This is a genomic window from Brunnivagina elsteri CCALA 953 (genome assembly GCF_002289455.1).
Lineage (GTDB): Bacteria > Cyanobacteriota > Cyanobacteriia > Cyanobacteriales > Nostocaceae > Brunnivagina > Brunnivagina elsteri.
The window spans coordinates 1-15682 of record NZ_NTFS01000129.1 but is presented as its reverse complement, the minus strand read 5'-3'; the positions used below and the strand labels follow the sequence as shown (position 1 = coordinate 15682).

General features: G+C 41.1%; 9 protein-coding genes and 1 tRNA gene. 4 read left to right on the top strand and 6 right to left on the bottom strand.

The features are described from left to right. Positions 1 to 152 precede the first annotated feature (152 nt). Positions 153 to 854, bottom strand: a complete 702-nt coding sequence (locus CK510_RS13290) for a Crp/Fnr family transcriptional regulator (protein WP_095722164.1) — start codon at positions 852 to 854, stop codon at positions 153 to 155. Here CK510_RS13290 and CK510_RS30990 point away from each other — a divergent pair. The 3 genes from CK510_RS30990 to CK510_RS13280 all read left to right on the top strand — a co-directional run bounded on the left by CK510_RS30990 (position 840) and on the right by CK510_RS13280 (position 7097). Then, complete coding sequence (locus tag CK510_RS30990; RefSeq protein ID WP_143289291.1) at positions 840 to 1037, top strand: hypothetical protein; 198 nt, start codon at positions 840 to 842, stop codon at positions 1035 to 1037. The genes CK510_RS13290 and CK510_RS30990 overlap by 15 nt on opposite strands. A 444-nt stretch (positions 1038 to 1481) precedes the next feature. Then, on the top strand, positions 1482 to 6170 hold the full coding sequence (locus tag CK510_RS13285) for a hypothetical protein (RefSeq protein ID WP_095722163.1): 4689 nt from the start codon (positions 1482 to 1484) through the stop codon (positions 6168 to 6170). A 276-nt stretch (positions 6171 to 6446) separates the two neighbouring features. Further along, positions 6447 to 7097, top strand: coding sequence for a sugar transferase (locus tag CK510_RS13280; RefSeq protein ID WP_095722162.1), 651 nt, complete (start codon positions 6447 to 6449; stop codon positions 7095 to 7097). A gap of 241 nt (positions 7098 to 7338) precedes the next feature. Here CK510_RS13280 and CK510_RS33955 read toward each other — a convergent pair whose 3' ends face one another. After that, positions 7339 to 7473: a hypothetical protein gene (locus tag CK510_RS33955; protein WP_281257014.1), complete on the bottom strand. Its 135-nt coding sequence runs from the start codon at positions 7471 to 7473 to the stop codon at positions 7339 to 7341. Between the two features lie 266 nt (positions 7474 to 7739). Here CK510_RS33955 and CK510_RS13275 point away from each other — a divergent pair, with 266 nt between their 5' ends. Further along, positions 7740 to 8831, top strand: a complete 1092-nt coding sequence (locus CK510_RS13275; RefSeq protein WP_095722161.1) for a glycoside hydrolase family 3 N-terminal domain-containing protein — start codon at positions 7740 to 7742, stop codon at positions 8829 to 8831. A gap of 289 nt (positions 8832 to 9120) precedes the next feature. Here CK510_RS13275 and mutL read toward each other — a convergent pair whose 3' ends face one another. From mutL to CK510_RS13255, 4 genes are all read right to left on the bottom strand, one after another. Further along, positions 9121 to 11019: a DNA mismatch repair endonuclease MutL gene (gene mutL, locus CK510_RS13270; RefSeq protein WP_095722160.1), complete on the bottom strand. Its 1899-nt coding sequence runs from the start codon at positions 11017 to 11019 to the stop codon at positions 9121 to 9123. Positions 11020 to 11285: 266 nt separating this feature from the next. After that, the gene (locus CK510_RS13265) at positions 11286 to 12320 is read right to left on the bottom strand and encodes an adenosine deaminase (protein WP_095722159.1); all 1035 of its coding nucleotides are present in this window, start codon (positions 12318 to 12320) and stop codon (positions 11286 to 11288) included. A gap of 161 nt (positions 12321 to 12481) precedes the next feature. Beyond that, a tRNA-Met gene (locus CK510_RS13260) sits at positions 12482 to 12555 on the bottom strand. Between the two features lie 223 nt (positions 12556 to 12778). Next, on the bottom strand, positions 12779 to 14950 hold the full coding sequence (locus CK510_RS13255) for a peptidoglycan DD-metalloendopeptidase family protein (protein ID WP_095722158.1): 2172 nt from the start codon (positions 14948 to 14950) through the stop codon (positions 12779 to 12781). Positions 14951 to 15682 lie beyond the last annotated feature (732 nt).

Here is a 15682-nt window from a genome sequence, read left to right as displayed (position 1 = left end):
TATTCCGTCCCCACAAACTTCTCTCCGTTACAAAACATAATTGCGTAGCTTTAGCTTCTCGCTCTGCGAGTATTACGTAGCTTGCTTCTCCGCTTCGGAGTATTGCGAATTGTTTTAAGAGTCTTCCATTTTCCTTTTTCCCCTTTCACGAACTAAACTATCATGCGTTCTAATGCTGACAAATCTGGAATACAGATTGAATCTTGATCGCGTTTAATTAGCCCTTTCTTTTCTAACCTAGTTAGTACCCTGGTGACAGTTTCCCTAGCTAATCCGCTCAAACTACTCAATTCTCGGTGTGGTAAATTGGGAATATCCATACCCGTCTCGGCTTTAGTTCCTTGTCCCTCGGCTAAAAATAATAAAGTATCGGCTACTCGTGATTGGCTATCCGATTCGCGCAATCTTAATCTCCGATTGATTTGTCTCAACCGTCTTGCCATGAGTTGGGCTAACCTAACTCCTGCCATTGGTTCAGTTTGAAGTAGCTTCACAAAGTCTTGGGAGGGCATACTACCAATGATGGTAGCAGTTAAAGTGATTACATCTGTAGAGCGTGGCACTTCATCAAGCGCTGCCATTTCGCCAAAAAGTTCGCCTTTACCAAGAATATTTAGTGTAACTTCTTTACCTTCAAGATTGTAGGTACGAATTTTTACCCATCCATCAATGATAAAATAGACTGAACCACCCCAGTCATTTTCGAGTAGGATTACTTGATTTGCTGGGTGAGTACGGCTGACAAGATGGGTTAGTGCTAGCTCAATAACAGCTTCAGGCAGCCCTTGGAAAAAGGGAGCCGATGTAACAATAGATGGGTTAGCAGGGGTCAGCAAACTGTGTCTGTCTTCCATTACGACATTTTTATTCAAGCTGTAATCGACTCAATAAACAAAGCACCACATACAAGCCTAAGGGATAAAAGCGCGATCGCTTTCTACAATAAAGCTAAACTTATGTTACATAACGCCGTAATGCCAGTGTTTTTAGGAACAATCTTTATCTACGGGTATAAACAAGATAAAAGTTTGGCATAAAGCAGCTTTTAGCTTAATGTATTCTTGTTTATGAGCCAACGTTATTGCAAGTATGATTACTAAACGAGATTAGTCAACAACATTAATCAACAACATTAATGATACTCAAGGGTAGTGATTTTTGCGAACTTTAATTTTTGAGCGATCGCGTCACTCGATTAGGGATTTGGGGTAATGTTAATTGTTTAGTCATTTCCTATAAATGGCATTCTTTGCCAAGCCAGCTTATAATCTATATTTTTAATATCTAAATTCCTAACCTCCAATCCTTAAACCCTAATCCGCTCCGAAAAACCTTACCAGAAAAGCCATCCTATAAGCGACGCACTGAGCTTGTCGAAGTGGAGGGGGCTTTATACCCAATTTTTCGGTAATTATTATTGTCATGCTAACCGAGCAATTTCCACACCACGCCTTCTTAGAAATCATCTTAGGAAAATCAAAGTGACTTCCCGCGCAACTGAAATTCAAACGCTGATTGCAGAGATTGACAACTTACTCGCGAACAAGGGTAAGCGCTTATCTAGAGTTCTTTCCCCTCAACAAGGGCAAGAACCAAAGCTTGTATTGGAACGGATTCGTAGTTTTTTGATCGATTTAGTCGAAAATGAGACAGAAGGAGGCAGTGCGGCGCAGTTAACGCCGTTGCAGGCTAGATATATCGTTCGCGATGGGTCGTTATCAGGTTCTTCAGGCTATTTTATGGCGGAAGATGACTCTTTTGGTGGTATTGCCCCTCAAGCTTCTTTGCCACAAAATCCTTCGTCGCAGTTAAATAACCCTGTTCACGAAATTTCAACGTTGATTGAACCGCTCAAAGTTGAATTGCGATCGCTATTGGAGGAACGCCAAAATTTAGTTGAGGAAATTCGCCAGTTGGAACAACAACGACTGCACAATTATTCTTTGGTGCAGCAAATGGCAACTCAGGAACAAGCGATCGCGGAGTTTTTGCAGGTGCTGGCAAATCGGGTTGGAGAGAATCCCCCACAAGCGGCGAATTTGGTATCTATACTCAAATCGAGTCATGTTCCATCTCCAAGCCCAGTAAGTGCAGAATCGGCACAACAGGTTGAACGTTTATCCCAGTTAGCTAGCGAATTAGATCGAAAATTAATTGCCCTTGATGGAACTGTAAATATTGTTTTTGAAGCTTTACAGCGTAATGTTCATAACCATCATGATTCGTTATCTGAGGCAATGGTGAGGATGGGCGATCGCGGCAGCCAAGCGGAGCAGTTACTAAAACATTTTATTGATAATTTGATCCAACAGTTGCTGTCTTTGCCTGCGATCGATAATTACAATGTTGGAGCGAGTGCTGGATCGAAAGATGTCCAAGAATCGAATGTGACAGCGAAACGCGATAAGCGGAATTTAATCCCGGAGGTTTCTCGTACGACTTCTCGACAAGCTAAAGTTTCCCAATCCACACCAATAGTTGAAAATTTAATTGAAAAATCTGTTGGAAAATCGACCGATATAGGTACAACTGAATTACCGGATATAGATACTGGATTGCTTGATGATGGTAATGTAACGCCAGATTTGGACGCTTTACTTTTGGAACTTAGTCAAGACAGCACAACGTCTCAACAATCGTTAGCTTCTTTTTCTCCACCACAAGTAAATCAAGAATCTCAGCTTATTTCTCTTCAGGAATTAAATCAAGCACCTCAAAATCGAGCCGATGAAGTTGATCGCCTTTACGCTAGTCTATTTATTCAGGATGGTGAAACTAATCCGAATCCGCTAATAGTGGCTAACCAACTAAATCGCAATCCAATTGGTGTCACTCAGGATTTATCAATTCCTACTGTTATTGATTTGAATGCTTCCACTTCGCTATTTAGTCCAATCCCTAGCCAAGAACAAATTAATTTAGAAGAAGCTAACTTTGAGCAAATAGACTTAGATTCAAGTTTTGAGATTAGCGAACAGGTCGATAGTAATCAATTCAATGATATTACTGATGCTGTAAGTCCAGTAACTTCATTCATTAATCCAGAAACAATTATTAATGATCATGCTTCCAACGTCATCTTAGACGGAATAACTCAAGATTCTATTCGGGAAGCTTCTAATGGTGAAGAAATAGCATCTGAAACAACATTACAGGATACTACTATATCTTCAGATGTTGAATTGATTAGTATCGAAAATGTTGAAAATAGCGAAAATGCGGAGAATACCGAAAATCAGGATGAAAATCAAGATATAAAATCAGGCTTTGTTTCCGATCCTTGGTTTGATGGTAATGATGCAGGATTACTAAACCTACAAGACTTGCAATCTCAAAATCTTGATACTCAAAATCTTGATACTATGGTTTCCGGACAAACAAATGATGCATGGCAAGCATTTTTTGGTAACGAAATCACCGCTAACACAACCCTAAATCAGGAAGAACCAACAGATAGCGATCGCATTACGGTATTAACCGATTTAATCTTTGTTGATGCCGAAGATGCGATCGCGTCATCCGATATTAGTAATATTAGCGAAACTGAACCAAAACCAATCGAAGCAGAGAATCCCACAGCCAGCGAAAATGTAACCACAAATTACATTACAGCATCACCACAGGAAATATTACTTTCAAAAGCGACGGCTGAAATAGATGCTGCAATGCCGAATATTTCCCTTGATGAAGAACAATTGCAGCAATTAGATCGGGATTTAGCAAACTTCGATAGCGAACAAAATATTTTTGCTTCTGCTTCTTCTAATTCTGTCGTGGAAGCGCAACCCGATATTTTCTTCAACGAACTACCTAACAACCCCAATATCGAAGATTCTGAAATTAATATACCCAATCTAAATATCCCAGACGAAGCTAGTGTGGAAAATGCGAATTTTGGTATAAGTTTGGATGTAAGTCCAGATGTAAGTCCAGATATCACTACAAATGCAAGTTTAGATATCAGTACAAATGCAAGTCCAGATATAAGTCCAGATATAAGTCCAGATGTAAGTCTAAACGAAGCACCAGTTGCGGAAGCTGGAACTGAGATTAAACCTGAGATTAAACCTGAGCTTGAAACTGAGGATAATCAAAATATTGAAATTACTGCCAATGGTTCGGCAAATGATTTAGTTGATTCAGAAAATAATCTCAGTACAAATAACCTAACCACAAATAACTTAATTCCCATCTCCGGTTTAATCGGGAATACCGATTTGCCAATTAATACCCAAGATTCAGCATGGTATTTGGGAATTGACTTAGGAACAACAGGAATTTCTGCGGCTTTGTTAAATCGCTCGACAACAGAAGTATACCCACTTTACTGGTCAGCAGAAACCGAAAACAGCACAAATGGGGTAAAACGTTCCTTTAGATTACCAGCAGAAGTTTACTTACCAGCAACAGCAGGGAAACCAATCGGGGATAATCAAGAAACGACAGCATCAGAAGCATCATCCCCAACACCTCAACATTTATTTTCTGCCGAATTAAAGCCTTATTTACAACTTGCTTTAGCCTATCGCAGCGATTACCTGGCTCGAACAACCCCAATTAGGCAAGATACTACCGCTATTGGAACCCCACAACCACAATTAAAGTGGGAACCCGTGCTGCAACTAAACGAAGTGGCAACCGTACCATTAGTTTGGATGGTGCGATCGCTCTCAAAATTACTTTTAACTCTCAAATCGGATCGTAACAGCACCACTTTGGGTTTAGCTGCCACTGCAATGGGTTTAAATCCCGAAAACTTTGCCAATGCCATCGATAATCTAGCAGGAGTTATTTGCTCAGTTCCATCAAACTGGTCAGAACAATACCGCTTTAATATCCGCGAAGCTTTACTGATCAGCAAAATCATTTCCCATCCCCAACAAGTATTTTTTGTTGAAGAAGCGATCGCAACCCTGCTTTCCGAACTCGACGGTTGTAACGGGGAAGAAGTCAAGCTCAAAAGCCGTACAGGTTCAGCAAAAGCAAAAAGCAGTGACTATCCTCTGATTGGGAATACCCTAATTATGAATATCGGCGCAAGTTCTACAGAAATGGCGCTGGTGGATATACCCGATCATCTCATCGAATTGACCCATAGCGATTTTATGCTCCATAGTTTTGCCTATGGGGGAAAAAGTATCGAACAAGATATTATTTGCCAATTGCTATTACCCCCCAAATGGCGACAATCCAATTCCATTAAGCTGTCAGATAAGGAAGCTGTCAGTAGCAATCCTTGGAATTGGCAACCATCGATACAAGGATTGGAAAATACGCGCTTATCGAGCTTGCAATGGGAAGAACTAACCCTACCTCGTCCAGGAGAACCCGACGGCAGCGAACGTATTCGTCTACAACAAAGGCTGGAAAGTTCGCTTTTGGGACAAGCATTGCTCGATGCTGCAACCGCAATGAAATTAATTTTACAGCACCAAGAATCATTTTCTCTGCAACTGGCTGACCAAAGCTGGACATTGCAACGACGCGATTTAGAAAGTCAAGTTTTTGTCCCCTTCGTGCGTCGTCTCAACCGGGAACTCAATCGTCTACTAGTGGCACGGGGGATTCCCACAGAAGCAATTAACCAAGCTATTCTCTCAGGTGGAGTCGCCTCATTAGGTGCAGTTAGTCGCTGGTTGCGGCAAAAATTACCCAATGCCAGAATTATCCAGGATTTATATCTTGGGGAAAATGGCGCACCAACATGTAGTCGTGTTGCTTATGGCTTATGTTTACTACCATTACACCCCCAAGTGTTGGAAATACCCAGACAGCAATATACTGATTATTTCCTATTCACTGAATTATTAAAAGTGCTTCCAGAAAGGGCTTTATCCTTTGGCGAAGTCGTGCAATTATTCGAGGAGAGGGGAATTAACACCCGTAGTTGTCAACAACGCTTATTAGCCTTTTTAGAAGGGGAACTGCCAGCCGGTTTAATTCCCAACAGCATTGATTCCCTGTGGTTGGTGCAATCTTCCGTAGAGAATCCAGATTATAGAGCGATCGCATCTACACCACTATTTGAAAAACAAGGTAGTCTCTCCTACGTCCCCAACACCCAGCAAATTCAACAATTACTCCGTTACCTGGATGCCGTTAAAGGTAGTACTCAGCAGTCTTTAGAGGAACCATATACCGTGAATTTCGCAGTCGGAGCCAGAGAATAACGATTGAAGAAGGCAGAAGGCAGAAGGAAATACCTAATTCCCAATGCCCAATGCCCATATCCCAAATTTATAAAAACTACCTAAAAAAATACTAAAATTTTAAATTCAACTAGTTTAGTTCAAAGATTAGATAAAATTTTCTCCCAAGGGTTATCACTAGTAAATATACTGGAGTATAGTTCATAAAAGAAAACTTAAATAATATGTGAAATCCGAACTATAACAGTGTCTGCCTATATATCTGATGCAGATAGCTCCTCTGCACGTAAATCGCTAATGGTAAACTATCCCAATTCAATCGAGTACTCGCAACAGACTTCACATCCTTCTGTTACAAGTTCTATCAAACGGATAATTGATATCATTGGAGCTATTATTGGAATCGTAATTACAGCTTTTGTCGCAATAGTTATACTAATTGCGACCAAATTTGATGACCCAGGTTCGCTCTTCTACAGCCAAACTCGTTGTGGTTTGAATGAAGAAGAGTTCCGCATTTGGAAGTTTCGCTCAATGGTTGTTGATGCGGAAAAACTCAAGCATCTCGTCAAAAATGAGGCAACAGGTCACATCTTTAAATCTACTGACGACCCACGGATAACACCTATGGGTAAAATATTACGTAGAACAAGTTTGGATGAACTGCCCCAATTTTGGAATGTGCTTCGGGGAGAAATGAGTTTGGTAGGAACTCGTCCACCGACTCTTGATGAGGTAAAGAACTACCAACCCCATCATTGGGAACGTTTGCGAGTCAAACCAGGAATAACTGGAGAATGGCAAGCTAATGGACGTTCTACGATTAAAGACTTTGAACAAATAGTTAAAATGGATATTGATTACCAACGTAAGTGGTCGCCAATGTATGATTTGATATTAATCTTTAAAACTATTTGGGTCGTCTTCACCAAAAATGGGGCTTATTAAAATTAGTGAGTGCGATCGCTCTTAATGGTTGCTTTAGTTGAAACTACTCCACAGCGATTTCTCCGTAATATCCCCCAAAATATTAAAATAATAAATTTCATATCCCCAGCTTCTTACCAGAAACTGGGGATATTATTGTAAGCAAATTCATTTAAAGTAGATTTCAGGAAATTGAACTATACCAAACCCATCAAAAACCGTTTAGGTTTAGGGTTTCCGGAAAGTCGAACATGCTGTAGAATTAACCACCTGGTGGGTCTGTATCATCATTCTCAGTATTTTTATTTAATCTAGATAGATTCTTTTTAATATATTTACTTTGGTCTTTGTCATTAGCTAATTTTTCCGAGTTTTTGCTATCTTGTTCACGTCGCATGGTAAATATTCCTGTGTTTAGTTGAATTTATATATTTTTGAGGGTTTTTGAGATTTTTTCGGTCTTTGCTATTTATTCTTCAACAGGTTATGCCTTGATTTTCGATTTTGTTTTCCAAGCTTGTCACTTTATCTATAGTGGTGAGACTTCCCAACTTATGCATCTGGCTAAACTCAACAAAAAGCAAACAAAGCTGTATTATCTTTTTGCGGATTGAAATAGTAAATTAAATAGTAATTTTTTACACGCAAACACAGGGAAAATTTATGGCAGTTTCGCAGCTTGCAGCCTTTGGGAACCACCTACTAATCGGGATTTCCGGTACTAAATTAAATGATGATGACAAAAAATTACTTAGTGAACTCAAACCAATCGGGATTGTTTTCTATGGTAAAAACTTTCAAACAGGTTCTCACTATGAAGTCTGGCTACAAACCTTCAAAGAATTAAATGCCCAAATTCGTGAATATGCAGAACGCGATCGCATGTTTATGACTCTCGATCATGAAGGTGGTAGGGTTCATCGTCCCCCATTCCCCATTACTCGCTTTCCTGAAGCATATTTAATTCAATCCCATGCCCGTGAAGTGGCAGCAGCAGCAGGTATGGAACTCAAATCGATGGGTATTAATGTCTCTTGGTCACCTGTGGCTGATATTTACTCAAATCCCAACAACCCCATTATTGGAACTCGCGCAATGGGAATTACTCCCGAATCTGCGGGTATTTTTGCCTGCGAATATTTGGCAGGTTTGGAGGATGTTGGGATAATTGGTTGCGCCAAGCATTTTCCTGGACATGGAGACACTACCAGCGATTCCCATTTGGAATTACCCGTACTCAATCTGACTGCATATGAATTGCAAACCCGCGAATTAATTCCTTTTCAAGCTTTAATTGCAGCACAAGTACCAATGGTGATGACTGCACATATTCTCTTTCCGAAGATAGATGGTAATGTACCTGCAACTTTATCGAAGACAATATTAACGGGAATATTACGGCAGGAATTAGGATTTATCGGGGTAATTGTTTCCGATGATTTAGATATGAAAGCGGTTGCGGATATGTATGGTCAACCGGGAACCGTTACCAAAACCTTTAATGCTGGCTGCGATTTATTTATGGTGTCCCGAAATTTACCATCATCTTCCCTAGATAGGACAATTGCGATCGCACAGGATTTTAGTAACTCGATTCGCGATCGTAGTTTAGACGCAACAATTGTGGAAGCTGCAAAAACTCGAATTGACAAGCTTTTAGCATTAACTCCCCAATATTCAGTAGAACTACTCGACAAAGCAACATTACAAAAACATGCCGAATTAGCTATTTCCTGCGCTTTTACACAAGGTTAATGGTTAAATAATATCCCTGACGTTTGAGAAATGCCGGGGATATTATCAATTTCCACTTTTTCCAGAAAATTAAAGTTGATTATTCTTTAGATTATTTTTAAATGATGACTTCCAAAACCTGATGTACGAACTAACTTTAGAACGCTATAATTGTCAGAAAACGCAAACCATCCTACTGCCACAAGGTTTTCATCCCTGGACCTTGCACGATTGTATACGACTTTGATAATCCAATTTGTGGCGCAAAAGCTTGGATCGAAACCCTTGTCGAGCCAATCATTCTCGATGGTTAAATTCCGTGACTTTTCCCCACTACCCAATGTCGCTTGAAATAACGCGATAGTGATGACTCAGGTAAAGATAAACAAATTGGTCTGCCGTGGGGACAAGTACGGGGGTTACGAGTACTTTGCCATTGTTCTAATAACCTTTGCATTTCTGCCATTGTCAGAACTGTACCGTTACGAATGGCGCTGCGACAAGCAACGGCAACTTGTGCTGCTTGTAAATCTCCACCTTGACTCAATTCTAAAATTGCTTCACTACAATCTTCCCGTTGTTTGAGCATTGCGGGAACGCTACGCACTGCCCAAAGATTTTCCCCAAAGGGTTCAATATCTAAACCAATACGTTGGAGTTGTTCGACTTGTGCGATCGCAAGTTGAAAGAGGATTAATGCTGGTTCGATGGGTACAATTTGCCAGCGATCGCATATCTGTTCGTATAATACCCGTTCGTGAGCAATATGTTGTTCGACTAACCAGACACCATCGGGATGCTCGACAACTATGTACATTTTGTTGACTTGAGCAACTGCTGTTAATTTTGGTGTGGTGACTTCTCTGGAATCATCCTGGGTGGAAAGTGGAGAATTGGGGAGAAAGGTTTTATTGGGAAGTTGATCGGAACTACCGTTTTCTTGGTTTATTTCTTGGTGTTCACTGGGTTGAGGTTGAATTGAACGATTGGGATTGTATTGGTTTTGTGCTTCGGCAACTTTGATTAATTGACCAACTCGGCTAGTTTGGATGGCTTCGCTAACTGTATCCGAATTGATGCGAAGGGCTTGGGCGATCGCTTGACTAACTTGTTCTTGCCAGAAATTCAGATTATTCAGATAAATCTCGCTTTTAGCCGGATTGCGATTCCAATTAATATGTTCGGGAGCAATTTCTAAATGTAATAAACAAACAGGGAAGCGATCGCGTGGTAAGGTGCGATGAAAAGCACTAAATACGCTTTGTTCGATTTCCGATGCTTTGACCATGCGTTTGTTTACCGCAATCCGCACCCAATCTGGACGATGACGGTGACATCGATCGGGTAATCCAATCACTAGATGCAGTTTGCAAGTAGGGTTTGGGGGAAGATGTAAAGATGTGGAAATGGGAGAAGAAGCAGAACTGTAGGTAAAGGCTGATTTTAATGGTTGGAAAGCGAATTGTGCTGATGGGTTGGGTTCTTCCAAGCTCAATCGCAATTCAACTTCTAATTCATGCAAATCACCTTGACGAACTTGGTGTAATATTTGTGGTAATAACCTTCCCATTGTCGCGGCTGGACTGAGACTAAACCAGATGCGGTCATTTTGCCAAACTTGCCAAGCTACTTGAGGATGACACAAAGCGATTTGATAAATTATTGCTTGTACAGCCTTCATTTGCTGATTCGTATTTGGTAAACCCTGCCGTCTTTCCCGACAATTCCCAAACAAATTCGAGACAGTGACTACAGTACCAGGTGCGATCGCAGTTGCTTCCATTTGTAATACTTTGCCACCTGCACCATATACTACACGGAATCCACAGCCATCATTTCTAGATTCTGTAGTCACGGTATTGTTTGAACGACTTAAAATTTCTAAATTCGCTAGGGTTGTCAAACTATGTAAAGCTTCACCACGAAACCCCAAACTGCGAATTTTCCATAAATCGGCACCTTCATGTATCTTGCTAGTACTATGTGCGATCGCGGCATTTTCTAAATCTTCATAGTTGATGCCGCAACCGTTATCAGCTACGCGAACTCGCCATTGTTGTGGATGTAAATAAACAGTTATTCGATTTGCACCTGCATCAAGGGAATTTTCCACCAATTCCCGCACTACAGCCGCAAACGAGTCAATCACTTCGCCAGCCGCAATCAGATGTACGACTTCGTTGGGTAAAGTTTGAATCGTGGATGCCATAACCTCTAGTTTAGGGCATAATTGACATCCACTATACATTTTTCTCTGTTCTAATTTTTATTGCTTTCTGCGGGAAGAAAGAATTCAGAATCAATGCGATACGCGAAGCGTTAAGCTGATGTGCAGCTAAATTATAGAATACAAAAAAATAAAATCATTGTAATGCGGGCAGCTTGCCCACATTCGATATACAAATTAAATACGCAACACAACCCTTTGTAAAGACGTTCCACCGGAACGTCTCTATAACCTTAACTAACTATCACTTATGCCATCACTTTCCCAGGTTGTGGGTTGATTATACCACTTAACAATGAAGCTGGACGCTGATGGTAAGGAGAAGCAAATGCATGTTTAAATGCAGCATCTTGGCAAGCTTGTAACTGCTGAAAACTAATAATGTCGTAAGTTAACAAGTTCTCATATTCAAACGGCAAACGGACGTTATGCAAACCTGCATTATCAGTACAAATTGCAATATCAACACCTGCTTCAAAACATTTGTCAAACACTATCTTGAGTTGACGAATATCATCCAAAGTCCCCGTCTTCATATAAGTAGTTGGGCAAACCTCCAAACATTGTCCCCGACGCGCCAAATCTGGTAATAATTGAGGATGCCGTAAGGGAATTTGAATACCGTGACCAATTCGCTTTAAAAAAGGTAGCAATTCTGGGTAACTACCATCAGTTGTTTCGTACAAGTGTCCAGTTGTATTTACACCCAATGACAGCGCATATTCGTATAATTTAATCCACTCATCTAGCCTTTCAGCATAATAGCGATCGCCCCCAGCCACATCAATAGCGCAGACAAATTTTTTACTTTGAGAAGCTAAATCAATAATTGCCTTATTTACCTCATAGGGTAAACGGGAGTGCATACAGAGGATTTGACTGGTGACAATCGGATATTCAGGAATTTGACTGGCATTTCCCACCACATCAACAATTTCTGCCATTTTGTCGATGCGTTCCGATTGACTTAAGTGTTCTGGAGTCCTCAGATAGGGTGTATAACGCAATTCCAAATACGCCAAATTCTCGAAAATATAAGCTCCACGCAACAAACGATAAATAAAATAAGGTAATGTTTCTACAGTTTGGACGCTTTCTACTAAAGTATGTAATTCCAGATATTCATCTAGAGTGTTGCGGGGTTTAGTATAAAACTCTTCAAATGCAGGATAGTCATCAAAGCGGGACACCATTTCCTCAGAATGACGCTGAAAGTATCGCCATAATACGCGGGGTACTACCGAACCCCCAAGATGTCGATGCAATTCTGCATATAGAGCCATAGTGGTCTTTACGATTCAAAATTTCATTAATATTAACAAATACACAGAGAAAAAGAATCTACCCATCAAAATTTTTGCGAAGAGATTTTTCTCCGAACCAAGCCTCAATAACCAACCCATCTAGTAAAGGGTTATAGTGGTTGGTAGTTAATATGTAAGAATGGCTCAGGTGCGACTCGAACGCACGACCAAGGGCTTATGAGTCCCCTACTCTAACCAACTGAGCTACTGAGCCAAGAATTGTTTAACAGTATTTATCTAAAAACCTTTGTTCAACAATTTCATTCAACGACTCCTAAATTTAGCATAATATTTTTGTCGCCGCTAGTCCTTTTGCTAAATTTATTTTACGGGGACAAAAATTGGTGTTGGGTAGAAAAACAATTGATGAACTCAAAAGCAAAAGAGGGAATTATATCCCTCTTTGACGTTGTAATTATTCAGTCGCAACCAAAAACTTAGACCCTTGCAGGTAACATGGCGATTGGATTAACCGCACCCTTACCAGAAGGATGAATCTCAAAGTGGGTGTGTGGACCAGTACTAAAACCGGTGCTTCCCATTGCGGCAATTGTGTCACCTTGCTGCACTTGTTGCCCCTCTGACACCATAACTCTGCTGTTATGACCGTAACGGGTCATACTACCATCAGGATGACGAATTTCGACTAAGTTACCGTAACCACCCTTACTCCAGCCAGCTTTCGCGACGATTCCGGGAGCAGATGCATAAATTGGAGTACCAACGGAGTTAGCGACATCAAGACCTTTGTGCATTCTGCCCCAGCGCCAACCGTAACCGGAGGTGAGAACACCTTTAGCAGGCCAAATGTAAGCAACGTTGCCGATATTTCCGTTGTTTGTAGGTGCAATTATTGGCGGACTATTTTCGTCAACCGCTCTGGGTATGTATTTATCAATTGCTGCTAGAGGTGGCAATTGCGGTGTAACTACTGTACCGCGCATGTTGCCAAGGGACTCAGATGCATTTGTCGTTGTGGGTACGGGGGGATTTGACATCCTGCCACCGTTGCTGGCGTTACGCGCCCATTCAGGGTTGATTCGTTCGTAGTTGCTGTAATTTGGTGCCATTGGTGTTGGAACCGGGATGGGCACTGCTACTGTGTTTGCTCTGACAGTATTTTGTCTGTAGGTTGGAACGGGTATGGCGATATTATTACGGCGATCGCGTGCAGGGAATGCAGGAACTGTTGGTACTGCAATCGAGTTTGGTGTAGAAACAGGAACGGGAACCGCAACAGTGTTGTTATACTGATTCTGCTGAGAACCTCGCTTTCCAGACTGTTGAGCGCGATATCGTTGACGCAAGCGTTCAATTTCATCTTGCAAACTGCGAAGACCTCGGTCTTCTTTTGCCTGTTTATTGCGATTATTCCGGGATGCTAGTTGCATTTCCGCAAATATTTTGGGTACGGGGGTATCACCACCCATTCCATTTGCAGGAGCATCTGTCAATTCTGTTGTGGTTGTGCCAGTGGAAGTAACACCTTGATTGGTATTACCGCTAGCGACTAACGATTGGGGTGGGGTAGCAATGCCTGTTGGTACAGCAACTGGTGCAACTGGTGCAATCCCGTTTGCCGGAATCGAAGTACTACTGGTAGATGCGATACCTACGGTAAGCTTCGCTAACGCTCCTGAAGCTGGATTAACTTGGGTAGTAGAAGCAGGAATATTCAGTTTTTGACTGATTTTTAGCTGGTTGAGATTAGTTATACCATTAGAAGAAGCAATATCGGCTACTGAAGCACCATGCTTAATTGCGATCGCAGCTAATGTATCCCCAGGCTTAACTTCGTAAGTTTTCGATGCCGCAGGTTGAGTAGGTACGGTTGCAAGGGAAGTTATTGGCGAACCCTCCAAGGTTGCTGTTCCTTGATTCGATGCTGATGTATTCGTCTCCCCAGACTTCCACTCCGCCAGACTTTCTCTTAAACGGTTCGATTTTTTCTGTAACTGACTAATCGCTAACTCTTGCTGTGCTTTTAACTGCTCGTTGACTTCGTTGCTTTGCCCTTGTTCTGGTGCAACTGTCCCTGGGAGATTTTCGGATACTTTGGCTGTTTGTACTTGCTGTTTATTCGCTTGTACTCTGGCGATCGCATTTACAATCTGTTTACCCTTAGTGGCTTGCTCTTGCGCCGAATAAACAGTTTTACTTTCAGTTGTAAATTTGTTCGTGACTGACGTTGGTGTGGGAACCTCTAAACTAGAATAGCTCGCTGCAACTTGCAATTTAGCTCCAAGCCCTGGCATCTGGGAAATTGCTGTCGGTTCCACAACCACAGGATTCTCAAGCACGCTCATGTTTGAAGCGACTTTGGTATCCAGCTTGGCTGTGGCAGCAAATTTCACCGCATTATCAGCAACAGGAGTTGTAGAAGCTGTATTTTGATTTGCTACAGGCTCCGCTGCCAGAACTTGGTCGCTTTGCCGAGTCACGAAAAGGCTCGTAGCACCCATTGAGATTGCCAAACCAATCATAGCCGCGCTTGTTCGCCCTCGACGATTGATTTTTAGGTTTGGTTCGTTCAAATTATCCACTGGAACATCCTCATTGGGGTTACTTTTTTGTGCAGCCTTAACTTTCTTTTTTAATGCTCGTTTCAAAGACGACCTCCTTAACGATCGCTAGCGCTTAACTGATCTCGATTTTTCAGTCGGATACTAGTCAATGATTTATATCACTACAAACGATAGATCAAGATCACAATCACCAGAGATACTTAGGCAAGATTAACTTGGTTCTCTGTTTTAGACAAGTTTACGCTGTTTAAAAAAACTTAATTTTTGCGTTTACTTGTCTTATCACTCCTCACCACTTGTGATGTGTCACTCTTTACATTTATCGTTTGATATGCTGCTCTTCGGAAAAAATCAGGCTAACACATTTAGGAAGCCTAATCTCAAATCTTTGGAGCTTTCACATCTCAGAGGAAGGAAAATATTTACTTCCTGCTGTAGATATATTCGTGGGTTCAGCTTTAAATCCGCCCTCCCAACACGAGAATTTACGTTGATTATTCCCTAAAAAACAACCGTAATTACTCGCAGGTATTTTTACGCCCCTGAAAATGCTTATTTGCAAGCAATATGCCGCAAATGTTCTATATGACTGGGATTTGACCTTGTTGTTCCTTATATTATGGGGGGGCAAATTCATGAAAAGCTATGTCTTACTTTACCTTTTGACTCTTCTCTTATATACAAATTTCTTATATATCGTCACTGAGATAAGTAAGTATAATTCCTGATGCCATTTTCAACAATTACGATTAATGTATACATTCTCTTCGTATAAATACTTGTATTTACCTATATTTTTAATAATAAATATTAAGG

Excerpts from the sequence above, each read along its gene's own strand:
- CK510_RS13290 (WP_095722164.1), bottom strand. The coding sequence starts at position 854 with ATGGAAGACAGACACAGTTTGCTGACCCCTGCTAACCCATCTATTGTT.
- CK510_RS13280 (WP_095722162.1), top strand. The coding sequence starts at position 6,447 with ATGGTAAACTATCCCAATTCAATCGAGTACTCGCAACAGACTTCACAT.
- CK510_RS33955 (WP_281257014.1), bottom strand. The coding sequence starts at position 7,473 with ATGCGACGTGAACAAGATAGCAAAAACTCGGAAAAATTAGCTAATGAC.
- CK510_RS13275 (WP_095722161.1), top strand. The coding sequence starts at position 7,740 with ATGGCAGTTTCGCAGCTTGCAGCCTTTGGGAACCACCTACTAATCGGG.
- mutL (WP_095722160.1), bottom strand. The coding sequence starts at position 11,019 with ATGGCATCCACGATTCAAACTTTACCCAACGAAGTCGTACATCTGATT.
- CK510_RS13265 (WP_095722159.1), bottom strand. The coding sequence starts at position 12,320 with ATGGCTCTATATGCAGAATTGCATCGACATCTTGGGGGTTCGGTAGTA.